The sequence below is a fragment of the Pseudomonas sp. CFBP 13719 genome (genome assembly GCF_014842095.1).
Lineage (GTDB): Bacteria > Pseudomonadota > Gammaproteobacteria > Pseudomonadales > Pseudomonadaceae > Aquipseudomonas.
In genome coordinates, this window is record NZ_JACYVB010000006.1 from 164,732 (window position 1) to 188,744 (window position 24,013).

Consider the following 24,013-nt stretch of genomic DNA (forward strand, 5'->3'; position numbering starts at 1 on the left):
TAGGAATCCGGATAGAAGAAAGGCGCATCCGAGGATGCGCCTTCTCGTAACTCGCGGAGCTTGCTCAGCTCCACTCCTGTTGCCGGCATGGCCTGGCAGCAGGTAGCAAAGGCGTGGCCGAAGCTTAGTTGACAGCTTCTTTCAGGGCTTTACCGGCTTTGAAGCTGGGCTTCTTGGCAGCCGCGATTTCCAGCGCCTTGCCGGTTTGCGGGTTGCGACCGGTGCGCGCCGGGCGATCAGTCACGGAGAACGTACCGAAACCTACCAACACAACCGAATCACCGGATTTCAGGGCGCCCGTCACGGATTCGATCACGGCGTCCAGCGCCTTGCCAGCTGTAGCCTTGGAGATATCAGCAGATGCGGCGATTGCGTCAATCAGTTCCGACTTGTTCACTATAAGTCCCCTTATATCGATATTTTGAGTTGTTTCTAAGTATGTGGTGAAACGTGCGCCGGGTGGCTGTCAAGACAGCAAGTGCCGCTTTATAACAAGGGCTCTAAAAAACTGTCAAGAAAGCCACCCAGTCAAATCAAGGCTCAATGCGTGCTGATTCGTTCCTTGGAATCCGTATCGCGTTTCTCATCCTTGGCGACAATCTCGGGAGCCACATCGGGCAAGGGCTCAGGCGCGTATTGCAGCGCAATTTGCAGGACTTCGTCAATCCATTTAACAGGTTTAATCTGCAGATCCTGCTTGATATTGTCGGGAATTTCCTTGAGATCGCGCACGTTTTCTTCAGGGATGATTACAGTCTTGATTCCACCACGATGTGCCGCCAGCAACTTCTCTTTGAGGCCACCGATGGCCAATACCTGACCACGCAAGGTGATCTCGCCGGTCATGGCGACATCGGCGCGCACCGGAATCTTGGTCAGGGCCGAGACCAGCGCAGTGCACATGCCAACACCGGCACTCGGGCCATCCTTGGGCGTAGCGCCTTCAGGCATGTGGATGTGCGTGTCGTGCTTCTCGTGGAAGTCCGGCGCAATACCCAGGCTCTTGGCGCGGCTGCGTACCACCGTCTGCGCCGCGGTGATGGACTCGACCATCACATCGCCCAGCGAACCGGTCTTGATCAACTGGCCCTTGCCCGGGATCACGGCAGCCTCGATGGTCAGCAACTCGCCGCCCACCTGGGTCCAGGCAAGGCCGGTGACCTGCCCCACCTGGTCCTGCTGCTCGGCCAGGCCATAGCGGAACTTGCGCACGCCCAGCAGGTGCTCCAGCGACTCGGCGGTGACCTTGACCGTGAATTTCTTCAGGTGGGCATGTTCCTTCACCACCTTGCGGCAGATCTTGGCGATCTGACGCTCCAGACCTCGCACACCCGCTTCTCGGGTGTAGTAGCGAATGATGTCGCGGATCGCCTCGACGTCGATCTCGACTTCGGTCTTTTTCAAGCCGTTGGCTTCGATCTGCTTGGGCGACAGGTACTTGATCGCGATGTTGATCTTCTCGTCTTCGGTATAGCCCGGCAGACGGATGACTTCCATCCGGTCGAGCAGCGCCGGCGGAATGTTCATCGAGTTCGAGGTGCAGAGGAACATCACGTCGGAAAGGTCGTAGTCGACTTCCAGGTAGTGATCGTTGAAATTATGGTTCTGCTCCGGGTCCAGCACCTCCAGCAACGCCGAGGCCGGATCGCCGCGCATGTCGCTGCCCATCTTGTCGATCTCGTCGAGCAGGAACAGCGGATTGCGCACGCCCACCTTGGTCATCTTCTGAATCAAACGGCCGGGCATCGAGCCGATGTAGGTGCGACGGTGACCACGAATCTCGGCCTCGTCACGCACTCCACCCAGGGCCATGCGCACGAACTTGCGGTTGGTGGCATGGGCGATGGATTCGGCCAGCGACGTCTTGCCCACACCGGGCGGCCCCACCAGGCACAGCACCGGCCCACGGATCTTCTTCACCCGCTTCTGCACGGCGAGGTATTCAAGGATACGTTCCTTGACCTCTTCCAGACCGTAGTGATCGGCATCGAGGATGCTTTCGGCGCGTGCCAGGTCCAGGCGCACCTTGCTCTGCGCCTGCCAGGGCACCTGCACCAGCCAGTCGATGTAAGTCCGCACCACGGTCGCTTCTGCAGACATCGGCGACATCTGCTTGAGTTTGTTCAGCTCGGCCGTGGCCTTGGCCAGGGCGTCCTTGGGAAGGCCTGCAGCGTCGATGCGCTTTTTCAGCTCCTCGACTTCGTTGTGCCCTTCCTCGCCATCGCCCAGCTCTTTCTGAATGGCCTTCATCTGCTCATTCAGATAGTACTCGCGCTGACTGCGCTCCATCTGCTTCTTGACCCGCCCGCGAATGCGCTTCTCGACCTGCAGCAAATCGATCTCGGCATCCAGCAGTGCCAGTACGTGTTCGACACGCGCCGGCAACTCGATGATCTCGAGGATCTCCTGCTTCTGTTCGATTTTCAGCGCCATGTGCGCGGCCATGGTGTCGACCAGGCGGCCAGGCTCATCGATGCTGTTGAGCGAGGACAGCACCTCGGCCGGGACCTTCTTGCCCAGCTGCACGTACTGTTCGAACTGACCGAGCAGCGTGCGCACGAACACTTCGGACTCGCGATCGGGCGCATCGACCTCGTCGATCAACTGCACTTCGGCGCGAACGTGGCCATTGATTTCCAGGAACTGTTCGACGCTGCCGCGTTGCTCGCCTTCGACCAGCACCTTGACGGTGCCATCGGGCAGCTTGAGCAGCTGCAGCACGGTGGCAACGGTACCCACACGGTACAGGGCGTCCTCACCTGGATCATCATCGGCGGGATTCTTCTGCGCGAGCAAAAGGATCTGCTTTTCGCCAGACATCGCCGCCTCGAGGGCCTCGATGGACTTCTCACGACCCACAAACAGCGGGATAACCATATGCGGATAGACGACGACATCACGCAATGGCAGGAGAGGCAATTCGATGGTTGTCTTCATGATTTCGCCTCTACAGCGGCCCCGAAGGCCGTAAACAGATGGAATTGAGCATGCCTTCAATGTGGGGGCTCGCCCCGCAAAAAACAAGTTCACTGTCTGAAAAACGAAAGGGGCCCGTAGGCCCCTTCCTTGTTTCAGCTCAGATTGTCGATCAGGCGTCGGGTGCAGCCTTCGCCGGCGGCTCGCTGTTTTCGTAGATCAACAGCGGCTTGGACGTCCCTTCGATCACGCTCTCATCGATGACCACTTTGCTTACATCGGTCTGCGAAGGAATCTCGTACATGGTGTCGAGCAGAACGCCTTCGAGGATCGAGCGCAGGCCTCGCGCACCGGTCTTGCGCTCGAGCGCACGACGGGCAACTGACTTCAAGGCGTCGCTGCGGAACTCGAGATCCACACCTTCCATTTCGAACAACTTGCCGTACTGCTTGGTCAGCGCGTTCTTCGGTTCGGTAAGGATCTGGATCAGCGCCGCTTCGTCCAATTCGTCCAGCGTTGCCAGAACCGGCAGACGACCGACAAACTCAGGGATTAGACCGAACTTGACCAGATCGTCCGGTTCGACCTCACGCAGCGACTCGCCAACTTTCTTGCCTTCCTGCTTGCTGCGCACCTGGGCACCGAAACCGATACCGCCCTGGGTGGAGCGATTCTGGATGACTTTTTCCAGGCCGGAGAATGCACCGCCGCAAATGAACAGGATATTGCGCGTATCGACCTGCAGAAACTCCTGCTGAGGATGCTTGCGACCACCCTGCGGCGGTACCGAGGCAACGGTGCCCTCGATCAGCTTCAACAGCGCCTGCTGCACGCCTTCGCCCGAAACGTCACGGGTGATGGACGGGTTGTCCGACTTGCGCGAAATCTTGTCGATTTCGTCGATGTAGACGATGCCCATCTGGGCTTTCTCTACGTCGTAGTCGCACTTCTGCAGCAGTTTCTGAATGATGTTCTCGACGTCCTCACCCACGTAACCGGCTTCGGTCAGGGTGGTGGCGTCGGCGATGGTGAACGGAACGTTGAGCAGGCGAGCCAGTGTTTCAGCCAGCAAGGTCTTGCCCGAACCGGTCGGGCCGATCAGCAGGATGTTGCTTTTGCCGAGCTCGACGTCGTCGTTCTTCTTGTCACGTTGGTTCAAGCGCTTGTAGTGGTTGTACACCGCTACCGCAAGAACCTTCTTCGCGCGCTCCTGGCCAATCACGTACTGATCCAGGATGCCGCTTATTTCTTTGGGCGAGGGCAATTTATGCGCGCTGCTCTCGGCCTGGGCTTCCTGCACCTCCTCGCGGATGATGTCGTTGCACAGGTCGACGCACTCGTCGCAGATAAAGACCGAGGGGCCGGCAATCAATTTGCGCACTTCATGCTGGCTTTTGCCACAGAAGGAGCAATAGAGCAGCTTGTTGCCGTTGTCCTCGCCGTTGCGGGTGTCAGTCATTCGATCGATCCAAATCCGATAGGCTTGCAACACAAGATGAAGGCTATTGCGGGCTTTTTCAAGCCCGCAGGTGGCTGACATGGCCACCACCCCCATCTGGCTGCTTAGGCGGGCAAGTTGCGCTTGGACATCACAGAGTCGATCAGACCGTAATCGACCGCACGCTCGGCGCTCATGAAATTGTCGCGGTTGGTGTCCTTCTCGATGGTCTCGATGCTCTGGCCGGTGTGGTGCGCCAGCAGCGAATTGAGACGCTCGCGAATGAACAGGATTTCCTTGGCATGGATTTCGATGTCCGAAGCCTGACCCTGGAAACCGCCCAACGGCTGGTGAATCATCATGCGCGAATTGGGCAGGCAGTGACGCTTGCCCGCGGCGCCACCGGCCAGCAGGAAGGCGCCCATGCTGCAGGCCTGGCCAATGCAGGTGGTGGACACGTCCGGCTTGATGAACTGCATGGTGTCGTAGATCGACATGCCGGCCGTCACCGAACCGCCTGGCGAGTTGATGTAGAGATGGATGTCCTTGTCCGGGTTTTCCGCCTCAAGGAACAGCAACTGCGCGGCGACCAGGTTGGCCATGTAGTCTTCCACAGGGCCGATCAGGAAGATCACTCGTTCCTTGAGCAGGCGCGAGTAGATATCGTACGCACGTTCGCCACGAGCCGATTGCTCGATAACCATCGGGACCAGGCCGCCTGCGGCCTGGATGTCAGAGCTCTGCTGAATATAAGAATTGCGGGACATGTCTCGCACTCACTCCCAAATAGTCATGTCTTGAATACGCATAAGCCAGCGCGAAGGCTGGCTTATGGTGTTTTCGAACCTCAGAGAACGATCACTCGGCTTGTGCTGCTTCCGCCGGCTTGACCGCTTCTTCGTAAGAGACCGACTTGTCGGTCACCTTGGCTTTCTGCAGAACAGTATCCACAACTTGTTCTTCCAGCACAACCGAACGGACTTCGTTCAGCTGCTCTTCATTTTTGTAGTACCACGATACAACTTGCTCAGGCTCCTGGTAGGCCGAGGCCATTTCCTGGATCAGCTCGCGCACGCGTGCTTCGTCCGGCTTGAGCTCGTTCTGCTTGACCACTTCGGCAACGATCAGACCCAGTACGACGCGGCGCTTGGCCTGCTCGGTGAACAGCTCGGCCGGCAATTGGTCAGGCTTGATGTTGCCACCGAACTGCTGCACGGCTTGAACGCGCAGACGGTCGACTTCGTTGTCGAGCAGCGCCTTGGGCACTTCGATCGGGTTGGTCGACACCAGACCGTCCATGACCTGATTCTTGATCTTGGCCTTGATTGCCTGACGCAGCTCGCGCTCCATGTTCTTGCGAACTTCGGTACGGAAGCCGTCGAGACCGGTTTCCTTGATGCCGAACTGGCCGAAGAACTCTTCGTTCAGCTCTGGCAGCTTGGCTTCGGAAACACTGTTGACGGTGACGGTGAACTCGGCGGCCTTGCCGGCCAGCTCGAGGTTCTGGTAGTCCTCGGGGAAGCTCAGGTTCAAGACCTTCTCTTCACCGGCCTTGGCGCCAACCAGGCCATCTTCGAAACCGGGGATCATGCGGCCCGAACCCAATACCAGCTGGGTACCGCTGGCCGAGCCACCGGAGAACTCTTCGCCTTCGATCTTGCCGACGAAGTCGATGTTCAGCTGGTCTTCGGTCTGCGCGGCGCGATCGGTCTGCTCGTAACGTACGTTCTGCTTGCGCAGCACTTCGAGCATGTTGTCCAGGTCGCTGTCGGCAACGTCGGCGCTCAGGCGCTCGACCTCGATGCTGTCGAACGCGCCGACTTCGAACTCGGGGAACACTTCGAAGGTGGCGATGTATTCCAGGTCCTTGCCCTTTTCGAACACTTTTGGCTCGACGGCGGGTGCGCCGGCTGGGTTGAGCTTCTGCTCGACCACGGCTTCATAGAAGGAAGCCTGGATGACGTTGCCCAGGGCTTCCTGGCGCGCGTCAGCCTCGTAGCGCTGACGGATGACGCTCATAGGCACCTTGCCTGGACGGAAGCCCGGGATCTTGGCGTTACGGGCGGTCTGTTGCAGACGCTTGTTGACTTCGGCCTCGATGCGCTCGGCGGGAACGCCGATGGTCATACGGCGCTCGAGAGCGGAAGTGTTTTCAACAGAAACTTGCATGGATTTTCCTCGTTGCACAGACGTTAGCCGGCCATTTCCGACCCCAGATCAAGGGCAAGCATTCTAGAGGCTCGAACTCAAGAAGTCACCCTATGCACAGGGTTGCGCACAAAGTCGCTGCAGAAACCGTCAAACGGCAGCAAAACAAGGCCGGCCGAGACCTGTAAATGCCCTTGCGGACAAGTTTTGCAAGATAATCTCCGGCTCACTGGTATCCTATGCAGAGGATAAAGCCATTACCTTGCACGTCCATGTGGAGATCTCGGCCATTCTCTCGCTTCCCGAAGCAACCCCTATTCTTGCAGGACCCTCATGGCCATAAGCCCTGACACGCCGGTTTCCCTCGCCAACTGCGAGGACGAGCCCATTCACCGGCCCGGCGCCATTCAGCCCCACGGCGCGCTCATCGCCCTGGACGGCGAAGGTCGCGTGCTGACCCGTAGCGCCAACCTGATGGCCGTCACCGGACTGGATGTACTGCCGGGCACTACCCCGAACAACGAACTGCTGGGCGCCGATGTCCTGGCGTTGATCGCCGAGGGCCTCGCCAGCAGCGATCACTGGGCGAACAGCGTGGAGAGCGTGCTGCTTGGCCGACTGTTCGACGTGGTTGCCCATCGTCATCTGCAGGTGCTGTACCTGGAGTTCGAACCGCGACGCACCGCCAGCGGTTCGTTCAGCCAGTTCGCCTTGTACGCGCAGCGCATCATCAGCCAGATGCAGAACCGTCACGATATCGACGCGTTACTGAGCCGCGTGACTGCGGAGATCCGCAACATGACGGGTTTCGACCGGGTCATGGCCTACCGCTTTCGACCCGACCTGTCTGGCGAAGTCATCGCCGAGGCCCACCGCGAAGATCTGGAGAGCTACCTGGGTCAGCGCTACCCGGCATCGGACATCCCTGCCCAGGCACGCCTGCTCTATATACTCAATCCGATTCGCCTGATCGCCGACGTGGCCTACGCACCAGCGCCGTTGACGCCGTCGGTCGATCCACGGACCGGCCAACCGTTCGACCTCAGCTTCAGCACCCTGCGCAGCGTCTCGCCGATTCACTGCGAATACCTCACCAATATGGGTGTACGCGCATCGATGAGCGTGTCGATCGTCGTCGGCGGCAAGCTGTGGGGGCTGTTTTCCTGCCATCACATGACGCCCAAGACGATGGCGCATCCGTTGCGCATGTCTTTCCAGGTCATCTCGCAGGTGTGCAGCGCGCTGGTCGAGCGGCTCGAGCACAACCTTGCCACCCAGACCCTGAAACAGGCCAGCGACCAGCAGCAGACCCTCATGACCCTGGCCCGCGACTCCGAAGACCTGGTCAGTGCATTGGCGGGCGAGCCGGACAACATTGCCGCCCTGATACCCTGCGATGGCGCTGCGGTGATCATGTCGGGGCGCACCCAGAGCATCGGCGGGCACTTCGACCCGCTGTGCCGCCAGGTGCTGGAACACATCGAGCAGGACCCGAACCTCGAGGTCTTCCACACCGAAAATTGGCAGGGTTCGGATAGCGAGCGCAATACCAGTGGCTACTGCGGCATTCTGGCGGTCCGTTTCCATCGCCAGGAATCGGGCTGGGTAATGTGGCTGCGCAAGGAAGAAATCAACAATGTGCGCTGGGGCGGCAAGCCGGAGAAGATCGTCAAGGTCGGGCCGTCCGGAGCACGGCTGACCCCCCGAGGCTCGTTCGAGGCCTGGGAAGAAGTGGTGCGCGGACGCTCGGCCAGCTGGAGCGATACCGACATCACCATCGCCGAGAAGCTGCGACGCGATCTGGTCGAATTGTGCCTGAGCCGCGCCAGCGAGATCGATGGCATGCGTCAGCGCCTGATCGCCATGCTCGGTCATGACCTGCGCAATCCCCTGCAATCCATCTCCATGGCCGCGGCAATGCTGTCCTCGAGCGAGACACGCGACACCGAGCTGCGCAAGCACATCAGCCACTCCAGTGGCCGCATGGAACGCCTGATCAGCCAGATCCTGGAGATGAGCCGCCTGCAGTCCGGCCTCGGCATCATGGTCAATCGGGTTGAAACCGATCTGTCGGCGCTGGTCGAAAGCATCGTCGATGAGACAGCGGTGGCTTTCCCTGGCCTGACCATCGAGGCGCGCATCCAGCCGGATGTGCGCGCCATGGTCGATCCGGACCGCTACGCGCAGGTCATCACCAACCTGCTGGGCAACGCCCGCTACCATGGCACGCCGGATACGCCAGTACTGATCAGCTTGAGCACGGAGCAAAACAGCACTCGGTTGTCGGTCCTCAACCAGACCATCCCGGTGCCCCCCGAGCGCCTGTCGACTTTGTTCCAGCCGTTCAAGCCGCACAGCAGTGAAAACCTGCGCAACAAGAACGGCCTGGGGATCGGGCTGTACATTTCTCAGGCCATCGCGGTTGCGCACAGTGGCAGCCTGAGCGTCGAGCAGAACGGCAATGTCATCACCTTCAGCATGGTCCAGCCCGTGGAGGCGTGAATCGCCGACTGAAACGCAGACACGAAAAAGCCGCCCGTAAGCGGCTTTCACGTTGCGCAGCAGGCCGAGGCCTGGCTGTACTTGTTGGTGCGGACGAAGAGACTCGAACTCTTACACCTTGCGGCGCTGGAACCTAAATCCAGTGTGTCTACCAATTCCACCACGTCCGCGTGTAGCTTTTAAAGCAAAGGCGCCGGATCGGTAAGAATCGGGCGCCTTTCGGAATATGGGGTGGACGATGGGGATCGAACCCACGACAACAGGAGTCACAATCCTGTGCTCTACCAACTGAGCTACGCCCACCATATTGCGTTTACTGCGTTACTTGTGCCAAAGCTGCCTAATGGCGCACCCGGCAGGACTCGAACCTGCGACCATCCGCTTAGAAGGCGGATGCTCTATCCAGCTGAGCTACGGGCGCCTTTGAGTCTGTAGTCCTTGCAGATTACAAATCCAGAGCTTCAGTCGGTGATGACAAACAAGCCTTGAAACTGCCTGTTTTGCTCTACCTTCTTCACCAGTGCTAGGCCCTGCCCGACAAGTGCGACGAATGTTATAGGCGAGCCTTGGGGTCGTCAACTCTTTTTTGAAAAAAATTCATTTAATTAAAGGGCTTAGGAGGTTTTGCGAAGCAAGCGCCTTTGCCCTGGGCGTGCGACATGCGAGAATGCGCGCACATTTTCATTCCTTTTCGATGGTTAATCACGCGTCATGACTGCACAACTTATCGACGGCAAGACGATCGCCGCCAACCTGCGCCGGCAGATCGCTCATCAGGTTGCCGAGCGTCGTCGGCAAGGCCTGCGCACGCCAGGCCTCGCGGTGATTCTGGTGGGTACCGACCCCGCTTCCCAGGTCTATGTTTCGCACAAGCGCAAGGACTGCGAGGAAGTCGGTTTCGTTTCCCGGGCCTTCGACCTGCCGAGCACCACCTCCCAGCTCGAACTCGAGACGCTGATCGACACGCTTAACGCCGACACCGAGATCGACGGCATCCTGTTGCAGTTGCCGCTGCCCGAGCACCTGGACGCCTCGCTGCTGCTCGAGCGCATCCGCCCCGACAAAGACGTCGATGGTTTCCATCCTTATAACGTAGGCCGCCTGGCCCAGCGCATTCCCTTGCTGCGTCCGTGTACGCCCAAGGGCATCATGGCCCTGCTGGAAAGTACCGGCCAGGATCTGTATGGCATGGACGCGGTAGTGGTCGGCGCTTCCAATATCGTCGGCCGGCCGATGGCCATGGAGTTGCTGCTGGCAGGCTGCACCGTGACCGTGACCCATCGGTTCACCAAGGACCTGGCGGGCCACGTGGGCCGTGCCGACCTGGTTGTGGTTGCTGCGGGCAAGCCAGGGCTGGTGAAGGGCGAATGGATCAAGGAAGGTGCGATCGTGATCGACGTGGGCATCAACCGTCAGGACGATGGCAAGCTGGTCGGCGACGTGGTGTATGAAACCGCCCTGCCCCGGGCCGGCTGGATCACCCCGGTGCCAGGCGGCGTAGGTCCGATGACCCGCGCCTGCCTGCTGGAAAACACCTTGTATGCAGCAGAGACGCTGCACCGGTGATGTAAACCCTCATACGCGCTGTATCTGATGCACCGCAGCGCGGCTTTCGCGGCCGATGACCGCTCCTACGGCTACTTTCTTGCGTCCTCCCACGACTTGACCAGCTCGGCGTAGCCCACGGTCTGACCCTGGGGCTTTTCGTTGGCCAGTTTGGGCTTGGGTGCGCCGGGTTGGTCGAACCAGTACTGGGCGTCGCGCTCGGGGTTCATCTTCGGCCCGCACACGGGTTGCACCTTGCTGCGTTCCAGGCGCGTCATGATCGCGTCCTGGTCCTTGGCCAGTCCATCGAGCGCTTGCTGTGGGGTCTTCTCGCCGCTGGCCGCCTCGGAAATGTGGCTCCACCACAACTGCGCCAGACGCGGATAGTCAGGCACGTTGGTGCCGGTCGGGGTCCACTGCACGCGAGCGGGGCTGCGGTAGAATTCCACCAGGCCACCCAGCTTTGGCGCCAGATCGGTCATGGCCTGGGAATTGATGTCCGATTCGCGAATCGGCGTCAGGCCGACGATGGTCTTTTTCAGCGACACCGTCTTCGACGTCACGAACTGCGCGTACAGCCAGGCTGCCAGGCGTTGCTTCTCGGGCGTCGACTTGAGGAAGGTCCAGGCGCCGGTGTCCTGATACCCCAGCTTCATGCCCTCCTCCCAGTACGGGCCCTTGGGCGAAGGCGCCATGCGCCATTTCGGCGTGCCATCGCCATTCATCACCGGCAGGCCAGGCTTGGTCATGTCGGCAGTGAACGCGGTGTACCAGAAAATCTGCTGGGCGATGTTGCCCTGGGCCGGTACCGGGCCGGATTCGGAGAAGGTCATGCCCTGAGCTTCGGGCGGTGCGTAGGCACGCATCCAGTCGACGTATTTCTGTGTCGCATAGACCGCCGCCGGGCCGTTGGTATCGCCGCCACGGGTCACGCTGGAACCCACCGGATGGCAGTCCTCCACGCGAATCCCCCACTCGTCCACCGGCAAGCCGTTGGGCAGGCCCTTGTCGCCACCGCCAGCCATGGAGAACCAGGCATCGGTGAAACGCCAACCCAGCGAGGGGTCTTTCTTGCCGTAGTCCATGTGCCCGTAGATGCGTTTGCCGTCGATCTCCTTGACGTCCTCGGAGAAGAACTTGGCGATGTCTTCGTAGGCCGACCAGTTGACCGGGACACCCAGCTCGTAGCCGTAGATTTCCTTGAATTTCTTCTTCAACTCGGGGCGTTCGAACCAGTCGGCACGGAACCAGTACAGGTTGGCGAATTGCTGGTCGGGTAGTTGATAGACCTTGCCGTCGGGCGCGGTGGTGAATGAGATACCGATGAAATCCTTGAGGTCGAGGGTCGGCGAGGTGGCCTTCTTGCCCTCGGGACTGGCCATCATGTCGGTGATCGATTCGCTCTTGCCGTAGCGAAAGTGGGTACCGATCAGATCCGAGTCGTTGACCCAGCCATCGTAGATGTTCTTGTCCGACTGCATCTGCGTCTGCAGCTTCTCGACCACATCGCCTTCCTGCAACAGATCATGGGTCAGCTTTATCCCGGTGATCTCGCTGAACGCCTTGGCCAGGGTCTTGGCTTCGTATTCATGGGTGGTGAGCGTTTCGGACACCACATTGATGCTCATGCCGCGGAACGGCTTGGCTGCCTCGATGAACCACTGCATCTCCGCCATCTGCTGCTCGGGTGTGAGGGTGGAGGGCTTGAATTCGGCCCCCACCCATTTCTTCGCCGCGTCTTCGTAGGCATCCGCCCATGCCGCAGCGCTCAGACCGGCGCACGCCAGCGCGGTCGCCAGGGCAATGCTATGTCGCAGTTTGTTGTTGTTCTTGTACATAGTGACCTCCTGTTTGGAATTTTTGCGTTGCGCAGATCCGCATGGCTCAGCCCCAACGCACTACCGCCAGCAACCACACCAGGGACAGCGCCGAGGCAACCCAGATGCTCCAGTCGGTAACGCCGATCACCAGCAGGTGCAGGTAGGCGCTACCGAGAAGACCGATGAACAACCGATCGCCGCGAGTGGTCGCGATCGGCAGGAACCCGCGCCGCTCGGTGCAGGGCGAGCGCAATTCGTAGAACGTCATGCCAGCGAGCAACAGCGCGATAGCGCCGAAGAACAGGGCAGTCGGTAGAGTCCAGGCCATCCACTCCATCACAGGCTCCTCATACGCGGCCCAGGGCGAAGCCCTTGGCCACATGGTTGCGAACGAACCAGATCACCAGCATGCCGGGCACGATGGTCAGCACGCCGGCCGCAGCCAGCACACCCCAGTCGATGCCCGAGGCTGAAACGGTACGGGTCATCACCGCCGCGATCGGCTTGGCATTGACCGAAGTCAGGGTGCGCGCCAGGAGCAATTCCACCCACGAGAACATGAAGCAGAAGAAGGCCGTGACACCGATCCCCGAGCCAATCAGCGGCATGAAGATCTTCACGAAGAATTTCGGAAAGCTGTAGCCATCGATGTAGGCGGTTTCGTCGATCTCCTTCGGCACGCCGGACATGAAGCCTTCGAGAATCCACACCGCCAGCGGTACGTTGAACAGGCAGTGCGCAAGCGCGACGGCGATGTGCGTGTCGAACAGGCCGATGGATGAGTACAGCTGGAAGAATGGCAGCAGGAACACCGCGGGCGGCGCCATGCGGTTGGTCAGCAGCCAGAAGAACAGGTGCTTGTCACCCAAGAAGCGGTAGCGCGAGAAGGCGTACGCGGCCGGCAGCGCGACACTGAGCGAGATCAGCGTATTGAGGCTCACGTAGTACAGCGAATTGATGTAGCCGGTGTACCAACTGGGGTCGGTGAAGATCACCCGGTAGTTGGCCAGGGTGAAATCATGGGGGAACAAGGTCAGCCCGCCGAGGATTTCGCCGTTGCTCTTGAACGACATGTTCAGCAACCAGTAGATGGGCACCAGCAAAAACAGGATGTACAGCAGCAGGGGGATCAGTTTGCGCTTGCTCATGGCTGCCTCAACCTTGCTTGTCGTTGTGGGTCATGGCGGTATAGAACAGCCACGACACCAGCAGGATGATCAGGAAGTACACCAGCGAGAAGGCCGCGGCCGGGCCCAGGTCGAACTGACCCACGGCCATCTGCGTCAAGGTCTGGCTGAGGAACGTGGTGGCATTGCCCGGCCCGCCACCGGTCAGCACGAAGGGTTCGGTGTAGATCATGAAGCTGTCCATGAAGCGCAGCATGACCGCGATCAACAGCACGCTTTTCATCTTCGGCAACTGGATGTGCCGGAACACCGCCCAGTTCGAGGCGCGGTCGATACGCGCAGCCTGGTAGTACACGTCTGGAATGGCGCGCAGGCCTGAATAGCACAGCAGCGCCACCAGCGAAGTCCAGTGCCACACATCCATGACCAGCACCGTGACCCAGGCGTCCACAGTGTTGGACGCGTAGTTGTAGCTGATGCCCATGGCATTGAGCGTGTAGCCCAGCAAGCCGATGTCGGCGCGGCCGAAGATCTGCCAGATGGTGCCCACCACGTTCCACGGAATCAGCAGCGGAATGGCCATGACGATCAGGCACAGCGACGACCAGCGGCCCTTGGCCGGCATGGTCAGGGCGATGGCGATGCCCAGCGGTATCTCGATCAGCAGCACGCAGCCCGAATAGATGAACTGGCGCAGCAGCGAATCGTGCAGGCGTGGGTCCTGGAGGACCTGGCGGTACCAGTCGGCGCCGACGAAGTAGCGGCTGGACTGGTCGAAGATGTCCTGCACCGAATAGTTGACCACGGTCATCATCGGAATCACGGCGCTGAACGCCACCAGCAGGAACACCGGCAGCACCAGCCACCAGGCCTTGTTGTTCTGGACCTTGTTCATGGGTTCACCTCCAGCAGACGGTCATCGGCATAGACCATCAGCCACTGCGCGGGAAAACTGATGAACACCGTGCCTTCAGGCACGGTGCGGTCCTCGGGCAAGCGCACCTTGAAGGTCTGGCCGCCGAGCACCAGGGTGAGAATCTTGTAGGTGCCCAGGTCTTCCAGGTGGACCTGTTCACTGTGCAGGGCTGCCTCGAAGCCTTCGTCCCAGACCCGGATGAACTCGGGGCGGATGCCGATCTGCAGGCGTTGCCAGCCGCCCTGGGCAATGCGCGCCTGCAAGGCCTCCGACAACGGCACATGAATGCCGCCGAAGCCGACCCCGCCACGCTCGGGCTGGACATCGACGAGGTTCATGCCGGGGCTGCCGATGAAGTAGCCGACGAAGGTGTGCGCCGGTCGTTCGAACAGCTCGCGCGGGGTGCCGAACTGGACGATCTGGCCGCCGTACATGACCGCGATCTTGTCGGCGAAGGTGGATGCCTCGAGCTGATCGTGGGTGACGTAGACCATGGTGATGTTGAATTGCTCGTGGATCTGCTTGAGCTTGCGCCGCAGTTTCCATTTCAGGTGCGGGTCGATGACCGTCAGCGGCTCGTCGAAAAGGATCGCCGAGACGTCGTCGCGTACCAGGCCGCGGCCCATCGACACTTTCTGTTTTTCGTCGGCGCTGAGGTTGCGCGCCTTGCGCTGCAGCAGTCGCTGCAGGTCGAGCACTTCGGCCACTTCCTGCACCCGAGCATGAACCTGTTCCTCGGACTTGCCCTGGTTGCGCAAGGGGAATGCCAGGTTGTCGAATACCGTCATGGTGTCGTACACCACCGGAAACTGGAACACCTGGGCAATGTTGCGCTGCTCGGGCGGCAGCTCGTTGACTACCTTGCCGTCGAACAGCACCTGTCCATGGGAGGGGCTGAGCAACCCGGAAATGATGTTGAGCAAGGTCGATTTGCCGCATCCGGACGGGCCGAGCAAGGCATAGGCGCCGCCCTGCTCCCAGATGTGATCCATCTCGCGGATGGCATAGTCTTCGGGCCCCGCCGGGTGGGCGCTGTAACTGTGGGCCAGGTGCTGCAGGCGTATCTCGGCCATCAGGCAGCCCTCGCTACACGCAGGCCGGGGGCCTGGACCAGTTGTCCGTCGCGCTGGAACACGAACAGCTTGTGGGTCGGGATGTACACCGGTATGGCCGCGTCCACCGCATAGTCGTGGACGCCCGGCAGATGCAGCACGAGCGAAAAGTACTCGTTGCGCACGTGCAGGAACGTCTCCGAGCCGCTGATTTCAGCAAGCTCCACGGTTACCGCCAGTTCCAGATCGTCGTCATTGCTGGGGGTCAGGCCGATGTGGCTGGGTCGCACGCCGAAGCGGTAATCGCCATCGGAGACGCCGGACAGGTCGAGATTGCGGGCGAAGTGCACGAAGTTGGCGAAGCTGACTTCCTGACCACCGATGCGGCCTTCGATCAGGTTGATCGGCGGTTCGGAAAACAGCTCGGCCGCCAGCACCGTGGCCGGCCGGTGGTAGACATCCGGCGTCCTGCCACTCTGAATCACCCGCCCTTCGTGAAGAATGGTGGTGGTGCCGCCCAGCGCCAGGGCTTCGTTGGGTTCGGTGGTGGCGTACACGGCAATGGTATGGCGGGTCAGGAACAACTCGCGCATCTCGAAACGCAGTTCTTCGCGCAGCTTGTAGTCGAGGTTCACCAGCGGTTCGTCGAACAGGATCAGTTCGGCATCCTTGACCAGCGCGCGGGCCATGGCCGTGCGTTGCTGCTGGCCACCGGACAATTCCAGCGGGTGGCGCTTGAGGAACGGCTCGATCCGCAACATGCGTGCGGTCTGCAACACGCGCTCCTCGATCTGCTCGCGGGCCATGCCGGCCTGGCGCAGCGGCGAGGCAATGTTGTCGAAGACGGTCATGGTCGGGTAGTTGATGAACTGCTGGTAGACCATGGAGACGTTGCGCTGGCGCACCGGTTTGCCGGTCACGTCCACACCGTTCATCAACACGCGGCCCTGGTCGGGTTTGTCCAGGCCGGCCATCAGCCGCATGAGGCTGGTCTTTCCAGACAGGGTACGTCCCAGCAGGACGTTGAACGAACCGGGTTCCAGCACCAGCGACGCATTGTCGATGTACAGCTGATTTTCCACACGACGAGTGACCTGCTCGAGCACAAGGGACATGGCGGCGCCTTTTTTTATTATTGGAAGCGGTTGCGGCTTCGCATCGGTACGACTGCTGGCAAACCCAGAGCGATAACCGTGCCAATTGCCGCCAGTCGCGGCTGCAAGCGCCAGCCAAACGGTTCGAGGATTCGTGGCGACGACAGACGGGGTTCATCACTGAACAAAAATGAACGCCTGGCGCATTGACAATGAACAGCCGTGAACAACACTGCATGAACAAAAACAACAAGGCCGCGCGCCGGGATACTCGAACCATGTCCGTAGCCAATCCACTGCTTGCCCATGATCAGCTCATTCAACGCTCCTGGCTTCGCTGTCGCGAAGCGGGGCTGGAGCATCATCACGCGCCGCGTTTCGAGCCGCTGGCGCCCGATGCACTGCAACAGATGCTCGACTGTCATCAAGCCCTGCTGCACACCACCCACCGCGAAGTACTGCCCTACTACGAACACATCCTGGGCAACTCGCGGTGCCTGATTCGGCTGGCGGACGCGCAGGCGCGCGTGCTCAGATCGTGGGGAGAGCAGCCTGGCGCCATCCGCAACCACGCAGGTTTCGTTCCCGGCGCCTGCTGGCTGGAAACGTCGGCCGGAACCAATCCGATCGGCACTGCACTGGCCTGCCGCCAGGCCGTGCATGTCGAGCCCGACGAGCACTTTCTGCTTGCCAACCGTCTGATGAACGGCTCGGCGTCACCGATCTTCGACGCGCAACGGCGAATGGTCGCGGTACTGGACGTTTCCAGCGACAGTCACCTGCCGCCTTCGCACACCCTCGGGTTGGTGAAAATGATGAGCCAGACAGTCGAGAACCGCCTGATCCTCGAGGCGTTCGCCGACCGGCATTACCAATTGATCTTCAATACCGGGGTCAACAACCTCGACAGCCAGTGGGCCGGGCTGCTGGTGTTCGACGACAGCGGTCGCGTACTGGCCGCCAACCGTCGCGCCGACAGCCTGCTGGGTGTCGAGCTTCCGGGGCTGACCGTGCAGCAGGTGTTCCGACTGACGCCGCAGGCACTGCTCGACCATCCGCCGGAGCGCACGTTCGCCCTGCAGCCGCCAGGGCGCAACCGGTTGCAGTGCTTGCTCAAGAAACCGCTGGTGTGCGCAGCTCCGGCTGCAGCGCAGCGTGGCACCGACCCGCGCCTGGACAAAGCCATGCAGCAGGGTCTGCGCCTGTTGGAAAAGGACGTGCCGTTGCTGCTACGTGGCGACACCGGTACCGGCAAGGAAGTCTTGGTCAAGGCCCTGCACCTGGCCAGCAGCCGCGCGTCTTGCCCGCTGATTGCGGTCAACTGTGCGGCGATTCCCGCCGAGCTGGTCGAGTCGGAGCTGTTTGGCTACGAGCGGGGTGCCTTCACCGGGGCCAGCCAGAAAGGCAGCCCCGGGCTGGTGCGCAAAGCCGACAAGGGCATTCTGTTTCTCGACGAGATCGGCGACATGCCGTTGCCCACCCAGGCACGGCTGCTGCGCGTATTGCAGGAACGCTGCATCCAGCCGCTGGGCTGTGGCGACCCGATACCGGTCGACATTCGTCTGATTTCCGCGACCCATGAGGATCTGCGCCAGCGGGTGCAGGCCGGCCTGTTCCGCGAAGACCTCTACTACCGCCTGGCTGGCATGACCCTGCACCTGCCGACCCTGCGCGCGCGCAGCGATAAGCGCGAGCTCATCGAACAGGTGTGGGAGTCGCACCGCGAACCCCAGCAGAGCGCCGGTTTCAGTGCCCAGGTGTGGGCCGCATTCATGGCCCACCCCTGGCCTGGCAACGTGCGTCAGTTGTCTGCGGTGGTCAAGGTCGCGCTGGTATTGGCCGATGAGGAGCTGATAGGCCTGGACCATCTGCCGGAGGATTTTCTTCGCGAGGCGGGCCCTTTGCCGGCGCAGGAACAGGCCTTGCCGCGCCCGTTGCTGACCCTGGCCAAGGTCAGTGATCTGGGCGAGTTGCTGCAGGCCAGCGACGGCAACATCTCGCGACTTGCCAGGCGCCTGGGGGTCAGCCGCAATACGCTGTACAAGCGCCTGCGCGAGCAGGGACATGCCGGGCACGGCGGCCCTTCAGACCCTGCCGAAGGTCTGCGAGGGCCGGCGCAGGGTCGGGTCGAAGGGGTTCAGACGTGGGCCGATGGCAGCAGCTTCGCGCTTGAGCAACTCGACCACCGTGGGTAGACGGTCGGGGCCAAGTCGATCGCTGATGGTGGCCACGCTGAGAGCCGCCACCGCGTGGCCGTTGCGGTCGAGTATCGGCACTGCCAGGCCCGCCATGCCGGGCAGCACACCGGTGTTGCGCGCGGCATAGCCGAGCTGGCGCACGCTGTCGACTTCCGAGCGCAGCAGCACTTCGTCGTACAGGTGCAGGTCCTTGAGCCGGGGCAGGTTGTAGTGGATCACGGTTTCGCGCTCGTCTTCAGGCAGGAACGCGAGGATCGCCAGGCTGCCTTGCCCTACCCCCAGCGCAACGCGGCCTCCGATGTCGCCGGTGAAGGTGCGTATCGGGTACGGCCCTTCGCTGCGGTCCAGGCAGATGGCATCGAAACCGCTGCGCGCCAGCAGAAACAGCGAGTCACCCAACGACGCCGACAGCCGCAGCAGGCTGGGGCGCGCCAGCTCGCGCAGGTTGCTGCCATTGCCGGCGCGGGCGGCCAGGGCGAAGAACTCCAGGCTCAGCCGATAGCGTTTGCTGCGCGCATCCTGCTCGACCATGCCCTCCTCCACCAGCCCGCGCAACAGGCGGTGCGTAGTGGGTTGCGACAAGCCGATGCGCTCCGCGAGCTGAATGACACGTTCGCCCTCGGTCGGCGCTGCCGACAATCCACGCAATACGGCGAACAGCCGGGAGACACCGCCCACACCTGGCTCAGAATTCCGCTCAGTGGAATCGTTGTTCATATTTTGCTCATCCGATTTCATTGAAAGGATTAATTTAAAAATAACCACCCGCTCAGTGAAATAAGCGCTTTCGCCATCCTAGTCTTCGTCCTACTCTTCGTCCACGGGGCGAGACCAACAATAGCCGGCAGCCGACTCAGAACGAGCGCCACCCCATTGCAGGACCCCTTTCGCCTCTGCCCTCGATCAACGCACCGCACATGCGGCCGACAATGACAGGTAGAACGCAGCCATGGCCTTTCTCGAACTTCAAGCACTGTGCAAACGCTACGGACCCGTGCAGGCCGTGGTGGCGACCGACCTGAGCGTCAGCCAGGGCGAGTTCGTCTCGCTGCTCGGCCCTTCGGGTTGCGGCAAGACCACCACGCTGCAGATGATTGCCGGTTTCGTCGATGTGACCAGCGGCCGGATCGTCCTCGACGGCCGCGACATCACCCATGCCAAACCCAGCAGCCGCGGCCTTGGCGTGGTGTTCCAGAGCTACGCGCTGTTCCCGCACATGAGCGTGCGCGACAACGTGGCCTTCGGTTTGAAGATGCGCAAGGTTGGCAGCAGCGACATTCGTACCCGTGTCGACCAGGTGCTGGCGCTGGTGCGCCTGACCGTCCATGCCGAGCGTTACCCACGCGAGCTGTCCGGGGGCCAGCGTCAGCGTGTGGCCCTGGCCCGGGCGCTGGTGATCCAGCCGCCGGTGCTGCTGCTCGACGAGCCACTGTCCAACCTCGACGCGAGCCTGCGCGAGGAAATGCAGTTCGAGATTCGTCGCATCCAGTGTGAAGTCGGCATCACCACCCTGATGGTGACCCACGACCAGGCCGAAGCCTTGTCGATCAGCGACCGGGTGGTGGTGATGCAAGCCGGTCAGGTCACCCAGATCGACGAGCCCTACAAGCTCTACGAGCACCCCCGCACGCCGTTCATTTCCGGTTTCGTCGGCAAGGCCAACCTGCTGCCCGGCGAGTACGACGCGCTGGGCCAGCCGCAGGTCTTGGCACAGGCCGGGGAAGGCGAACTGATGTTGAGCCTGCGCCCGGAGAAGATCGATTTCTGCAACGCCGGTGAAGGGCGCATCCAGGGCCGTATCGTGACCCGCTATTTTCTCGGCAGCCAGTGGCTGTACCGCTTGGAAACGGTGCTCGGCGAGATCACCGTAGTGCGCCGCAACGATGGCAGCGCACCGCTGGCCACCGGCGTCACTGTCGGCCTGGACTGGCCATGCGAGCTGCTTCGAGTGCTCGATAGCGAGGCCTGCGCATGAGCCGCGGATACCTGTTGTCGGCGCCGGCGCTGGCACTGTTCGTCGGTCTGCTGATCGTCCCGCTGGGCCTGACCCTGGTGCTGTCGTTCAACCTGTTCGACTACGAACTGGGGGTCAAGAGCGACAGCTACACGCTGGCCAACTACGCCGCCCTGCTCAGCGACGGCTATTTCTACGAGATTTTCTGGCGGACCTTCTGGATCAGCGCCCTGGTGACCTTGCTGTGCGTGGTGATCGGCGTGCCGGAGGCCTACATCCTCAGCCGCATGGGCACGCCCTGGCGCTCGATCTTCCTGATCCTGATCCTGACCCCGCTGCTGATTTCGGTGGTCGTGCGTGCCTTCGGCTGGAGCCTGTTGCTGGGTGCCGATGGCTTGATCAACCAGGCTATCGCCGCCTTGGGCGGGCGGCCGCTGAAAATGCTCTATACACCGTTCGCGGTGATTCTGGCGCTGGTGCATGTGATGCTGCCGTTCATGATCATCCCGGTCTGGACCTCGCTGCAGAAGCTCGACCCGGCTGCCGAGCAAGCCGCGCAATCACTGGGCGCAAGCCAGGCGAAGGTGATGCGCATGGTGGTGCTGCCGCAGATCATGCCCGGCGTGCTGTCGGGCACGCTGATCGTGTTCGGCCTGGCGGCCAGCTCGTTCGCCATTCCCGGCCTGCTCGGCGGGCGCCGTTTGAAGATGGTCGCCACGGTGGTCTACGACCAATACCTGTCGGAACTCAACTGGCCCATGGGCGCGACCATTGCCGTGGCGCTGTTGCTGGCCAACCTGCTGATCATGCTGTCCTGGAACCGCCTGGTCGAAGGTCGCTACAAGAAAGCCCTGGGGGAATGATCGATGTCCAAGAACGGTCCGTTGGCCCTGTCGTTTCATGCCCTGGTAGTGGTGTTCATGCTCGCCCCGCTGGTGGTGGTGTGCCTGGTGGCGTTCACCCCGGAGAACACCCTCACCCTGCCCACTTCCGGATTTTCCCTGCGCTGGTTCCGCGCCGTGTTCGAGCGCGCCGATTTCATCGACGCGTTCTATAACAGCCTGATCCTGGCGGTGGTCGCTGCAACCCTGGCGACCTTGATCGCCGTGCCGGCAGCGCTGGCGATCACCCGCTATCACTTTCCGGGACGCGACTTCCTCAATGCGCTGTTTCTCTCGCCGATCATCATTCCGCACCTGGTGCTGGGCGTGGCGATGCTGCGCCTGTTCGCGCTGATGGGGGTCAATGGCAGCTTCGTCTGGCTGATGCTGGCCCATGTGGTGGTGATCACCCCTTATGTGCTGCGTCTGGTGATCGCCGCCGCCATCGGCATCGACCGCAGCGCCGAGCAGGCGGCGGAATCGCTTGGCGCCAGCCGTTTCACCCTGTTTCGCCAGATCACCCTGCCGATGATCCTGCCGGGGGTTGCCGGGGGCTGGCTGCTGGCGTTCATCAACAGCTTCGACGAGGTGACCCTGTCGATCTTCGTTACATCGCCCGCAACCCAGACCCTGCCGGTGCGCATGTACGTGTATGCCACCGAGTCTATCGACCCGATGATGGCGGCGGTGTCGGCGCTGGTCATCGCCTTGACCGCCGCGACCATGATTCTGCTCGACCGAGTGTATGGCCTGGACCGCGTACTGGTGGGGAAAAACTGATGGCTTTGTTCAAGCGGCTGGCCGAACTCGATCGCGCGTCGGTACCCTTCACCCTCGATGGACAAGCGGTGACCGGTCTGGCCGGGGATACCTTGCTCACTGCGGTACTGACCTGCGCCGAGCACCTGCGCGGCAGCGACTTCAGTGCCCAGGCCCGTGCCGGTTTCTGCCTGATGGGCGCCTGCCAGGATTGCTGGGTGCGCCTGGGCGACGGCCGCCGCGTGCGCGCCTGTGCCACGCCACTGGCAGCCGGCATGCAGGTCGACCGCGAACCGGGGCGGCACTCGTGAACGCGGTGGTGATCGTCGGCGCCGGACCGGCCGGCATCCGTGCCGCGCAGACCCTGGCCGCCCATGGCCTGCGCCCGTGCCTGGTGGACGAAGCCCTGCAGGGCGGCGGGCAGGTCTACCGACGTGCACCGGGCAACTTTCAACGTCCTGCCAGCCAGCTCTATGGCTTCGAAGCGCGCAAGGCAGGTGCGGTGCATCAGGCGCTGGACGCACTGCGCGGGCAGATCGACTACCGTCCCGACACGCTGGTATGGAACGCCGAGGACGGTTACCTGCACACGCTCAACCAGCAGCGCGTCGACACCGTTGGATACGATCGGCTGTTGATCGCCACCGGCGCCACCGACCGCATCCTGCCGGTGCCGGGTTGGACGCTGCCCGGCGTCTACAGCCTCGGCGCCGCGCAGATCGCGCTCAAGGCCCAGGGTTGCGCAATCGGCGAGCGGGTAGTGTTCGCCGGCAGCGGGCCGTTGCTGTATCTGGTGGCCTATCAATACGCCAAGGCCGGCGCGCGGGTGCTGGCGGTACTGGACAGCTCGCCGTTCGCTGCTCAGGTCGCCGCCCTGCCCCGGCTGCTGCGTCAGCCCTTGACCCTGGCCAAGGGCTTGTATTACCGGAGCTGGTTGACCGCCCACGGGATCGCCGTGCATCAGGGCGCGAACCTGGTCACGGTCGACGGCCAGCGCCGGGTCGAAGCCGTCACCTGGCAGCAAGGCGGCAAACGACACACGCTGGCCTGTGACGGGTTGGCCTTCGCTCACGCGCTGCGCAGCGAAACGCAACTGGCCGACCTGCTGGGTTGCGCGTTTGCCTGGAGCCCGCTCAACCGGGCCTGGCTGCCGAGCCGCGACCAGGCCGGGCGCAGCAGCGTGTCGGGGGTCTATCTGGCTGGTGATGGCGCTGGGATCATGGGCGCCGATGCGGCGGAAATGGCCGGCGAGCGCGCCGCCCTGGCCCTGCTCGAAGACCTGGGCGTGGCCGTCGACGCCAGGCGTGGTGCGCACCTGGAACGACAACTGGCGCGCGTCCAGGGGTTTCGCGCCGGCCTGGAAGACGCCTTCCCGTTCCCCGAGGACTGGGCCCGCCAGGCGCCCGATCAATTGATGCTGTGCCGGTGCGAGGAAATCAGCGTCGGCGCGGTGCGCGAGGTGGTCGCCCAAGGGCATACCGATATCAACCGAGTCAAAGCCCATTGTCGAGTCGGCATGGGCCGTTGCCAGGGGCGCATGTGCGGCAGTGCAGCGGTGGAAATCATCGCTCAAGCGGCCGCGTGTGCACCGCAGGCAGTGGGTCGCCTGCGCGCCCAGGCGCCCATCAAGCCGTTGCCCTTCGGTGTGGAGGTGCAGCCTTGA

21 protein-coding genes and 3 tRNA genes are annotated in these 24,013 nt (G+C 61.9%); 8 read left to right on the forward strand and 16 right to left on the reverse strand.

Annotated features, from left to right (window positions below; all coding sequences use genetic code 11):
- Positions 1-124: 124 nt before the first annotated feature.
- From IFT57_RS18895 to tig, 5 genes are all read right to left on the reverse strand, one after another.
- Positions 125-397, reverse strand: coding sequence for an HU family DNA-binding protein (locus tag IFT57_RS18895; protein WP_049858847.1), 273 nt, complete (start codon positions 395-397; stop codon positions 125-127).
- 143 nt (positions 398-540) lie between these two features.
- A complete protein-coding gene (gene lon, locus IFT57_RS18900) occupies positions 541-2,937 on the reverse strand; it encodes an endopeptidase La (RefSeq protein WP_122794870.1) in 2,397 nt (798 codons plus the stop codon).
- A 151-nt stretch (positions 2,938-3,088) separates the two neighbouring features.
- A complete protein-coding gene (clpX, locus tag IFT57_RS18905) occupies positions 3,089-4,375 on the reverse strand; it encodes an ATP-dependent Clp protease ATP-binding subunit ClpX (protein ID WP_122476011.1) in 1,287 nt (428 codons plus the stop codon).
- A gap of 104 nt (positions 4,376-4,479) precedes the next feature.
- Positions 4,480-5,121: an ATP-dependent Clp endopeptidase proteolytic subunit ClpP gene (gene clpP / locus IFT57_RS18910; protein ID WP_122476013.1), complete on the reverse strand. Its 642-nt coding sequence runs from the start codon at positions 5,119-5,121 to the stop codon at positions 4,480-4,482.
- Between the two features lie 91 nt (positions 5,122-5,212).
- Complete coding sequence (gene tig, locus IFT57_RS18915; protein ID WP_122713753.1) at positions 5,213-6,523, reverse strand: trigger factor; 1,311 nt, start codon at positions 6,521-6,523, stop codon at positions 5,213-5,215.
- Between the two features lie 312 nt (positions 6,524-6,835).
- On the opposite strand from tig, the gene IFT57_RS18920 reads away from it, so the two are divergent.
- Complete coding sequence (locus IFT57_RS18920) at positions 6,836-9,004, forward strand: GAF domain-containing protein (protein WP_192152302.1); 2,169 nt, start codon at positions 6,836-6,838, stop codon at positions 9,002-9,004.
- A gap of 85 nt (positions 9,005-9,089) precedes the next feature.
- Here the strand turns inward: IFT57_RS18920 and IFT57_RS18925 are convergent.
- The 3 genes from IFT57_RS18925 to IFT57_RS18935 all read right to left on the reverse strand — a co-directional run bounded on the left by IFT57_RS18925 (position 9,090) and on the right by IFT57_RS18935 (position 9,425).
- Positions 9,090-9,174, reverse strand: a tRNA-Leu gene (locus IFT57_RS18925).
- Positions 9,175-9,231: 57 nt separating this feature from the next.
- Positions 9,232-9,307: transfer RNA gene (locus IFT57_RS18930), tRNA-His, on the reverse strand.
- Positions 9,308-9,348: 41 nt separating this feature from the next.
- Positions 9,349-9,425, reverse strand: a tRNA-Arg gene (locus tag IFT57_RS18935).
- A 290-nt stretch (positions 9,426-9,715) separates the two neighbouring features.
- Here IFT57_RS18935 and folD point away from each other — a divergent pair.
- Positions 9,716-10,570 carry a bifunctional methylenetetrahydrofolate dehydrogenase/methenyltetrahydrofolate cyclohydrolase FolD gene (gene folD, locus IFT57_RS18940; protein WP_192152303.1) on the forward strand — a complete coding sequence of 285 codons (855 nt, stop codon included), beginning with the start codon at positions 9,716-9,718 and terminating at the stop codon, positions 10,568-10,570.
- Between the two features lie 71 nt (positions 10,571-10,641).
- Here folD and IFT57_RS18945 read toward each other — a convergent pair whose 3' ends face one another.
- Genes IFT57_RS18945 through IFT57_RS18975 form a run of 7 tightly spaced genes read right to left on the reverse strand, consistent with a single transcriptional unit; the run spans position 10,642 to position 16,866 of the window.
- Positions 10,642-12,387: an ABC transporter substrate-binding protein gene (locus IFT57_RS18945; RefSeq protein ID WP_122713755.1), complete on the reverse strand. Its 1,746-nt coding sequence runs from the start codon at positions 12,385-12,387 to the stop codon at positions 10,642-10,644.
- A 46-nt stretch (positions 12,388-12,433) separates the two neighbouring features.
- Positions 12,434-12,706, reverse strand: coding sequence for a DUF2160 domain-containing protein (locus IFT57_RS18950; protein WP_122713756.1), 273 nt, complete (start codon positions 12,704-12,706; stop codon positions 12,434-12,436).
- A 10-nt stretch (positions 12,707-12,716) separates the two neighbouring features.
- A complete protein-coding gene (locus IFT57_RS18955; RefSeq protein WP_122713757.1) occupies positions 12,717-13,517 on the reverse strand; it encodes a carbohydrate ABC transporter permease in 801 nt (266 codons plus the stop codon).
- 7 nt (positions 13,518-13,524) lie between these two features.
- Positions 13,525-14,391: a carbohydrate ABC transporter permease gene (locus tag IFT57_RS18960; protein WP_122476022.1), complete on the reverse strand. Its 867-nt coding sequence runs from the start codon at positions 14,389-14,391 to the stop codon at positions 13,525-13,527.
- Positions 14,388-15,485 (reverse strand): ABC transporter ATP-binding protein, encoded by a 1,098-nt coding sequence (locus IFT57_RS18965; protein WP_192152304.1) that lies wholly within the window; start codon positions 15,483-15,485, stop codon positions 14,388-14,390. Before IFT57_RS18965 ends, IFT57_RS18960 begins: the two co-directional genes overlap by 4 nt.
- Entirely contained in the window at positions 15,485-16,579 is a 1,095-nt protein-coding gene (locus tag IFT57_RS18970) for an ABC transporter ATP-binding protein (RefSeq protein WP_192152305.1), read from the reverse strand. The genes IFT57_RS18965 and IFT57_RS18970 overlap by 1 nt, the downstream gene beginning before the upstream one ends.
- 17 nt (positions 16,580-16,596) lie before the next feature.
- Positions 16,597-16,866, reverse strand: coding sequence for a hypothetical protein (locus IFT57_RS18975; RefSeq protein ID WP_192152306.1), 270 nt, complete (start codon positions 16,864-16,866; stop codon positions 16,597-16,599).
- Here IFT57_RS18975 and IFT57_RS18980 point away from each other — a divergent pair.
- Entirely contained in the window at positions 16,837-18,753 is a 1,917-nt protein-coding gene (locus IFT57_RS18980; protein ID WP_192152307.1) for a sigma-54-dependent Fis family transcriptional regulator, read from the forward strand. The genes IFT57_RS18975 and IFT57_RS18980 overlap by 30 nt on opposite strands.
- Here IFT57_RS18980 and IFT57_RS18985 read toward each other — a convergent pair.
- On the reverse strand, positions 18,643-19,473 hold the full coding sequence (locus tag IFT57_RS18985; RefSeq protein WP_192152308.1) for an IclR family transcriptional regulator: 831 nt from the start codon (positions 19,471-19,473) through the stop codon (positions 18,643-18,645). The two genes, IFT57_RS18980 and IFT57_RS18985, sit on opposite strands and share 111 nt — an antisense overlap.
- A 232-nt stretch (positions 19,474-19,705) precedes the next feature.
- Between IFT57_RS18985 and IFT57_RS18990 the strand changes: the two genes are divergently transcribed.
- Genes IFT57_RS18990 through IFT57_RS19010 form a run of 5 tightly spaced genes read left to right on the forward strand, consistent with a single transcriptional unit; the run spans position 19,706 to position 24,013 of the window.
- Positions 19,706-20,731, forward strand: coding sequence for an ABC transporter ATP-binding protein (locus IFT57_RS18990; RefSeq protein ID WP_192152309.1), 1,026 nt, complete (start codon positions 19,706-19,708; stop codon positions 20,729-20,731).
- Entirely contained in the window at positions 20,728-21,573 is an 846-nt protein-coding gene (locus IFT57_RS18995) for an ABC transporter permease (RefSeq protein WP_192152310.1), read from the forward strand. The genes IFT57_RS18990 and IFT57_RS18995 overlap by 4 nt, the downstream gene beginning before the upstream one ends.
- A 3-nt stretch (positions 21,574-21,576) precedes the next feature.
- Positions 21,577-22,371, forward strand: a complete 795-nt coding sequence (locus tag IFT57_RS19000; RefSeq protein ID WP_122476031.1) for an ABC transporter permease — start codon at positions 21,577-21,579, stop codon at positions 22,369-22,371.
- Positions 22,371-22,661 carry a (2Fe-2S)-binding protein gene (locus IFT57_RS19005; protein WP_192152311.1) on the forward strand — a complete coding sequence of 97 codons (291 nt, stop codon included), beginning with the start codon at positions 22,371-22,373 and terminating at the stop codon, positions 22,659-22,661. The genes IFT57_RS19000 and IFT57_RS19005 overlap by 1 nt, the downstream gene beginning before the upstream one ends.
- Positions 22,658-24,013: an FAD-dependent oxidoreductase gene (locus tag IFT57_RS19010; RefSeq protein WP_192152312.1), complete on the forward strand. Its 1,356-nt coding sequence runs from the start codon at positions 22,658-22,660 to the stop codon at positions 24,011-24,013. The genes IFT57_RS19005 and IFT57_RS19010 overlap by 4 nt, the downstream gene beginning before the upstream one ends.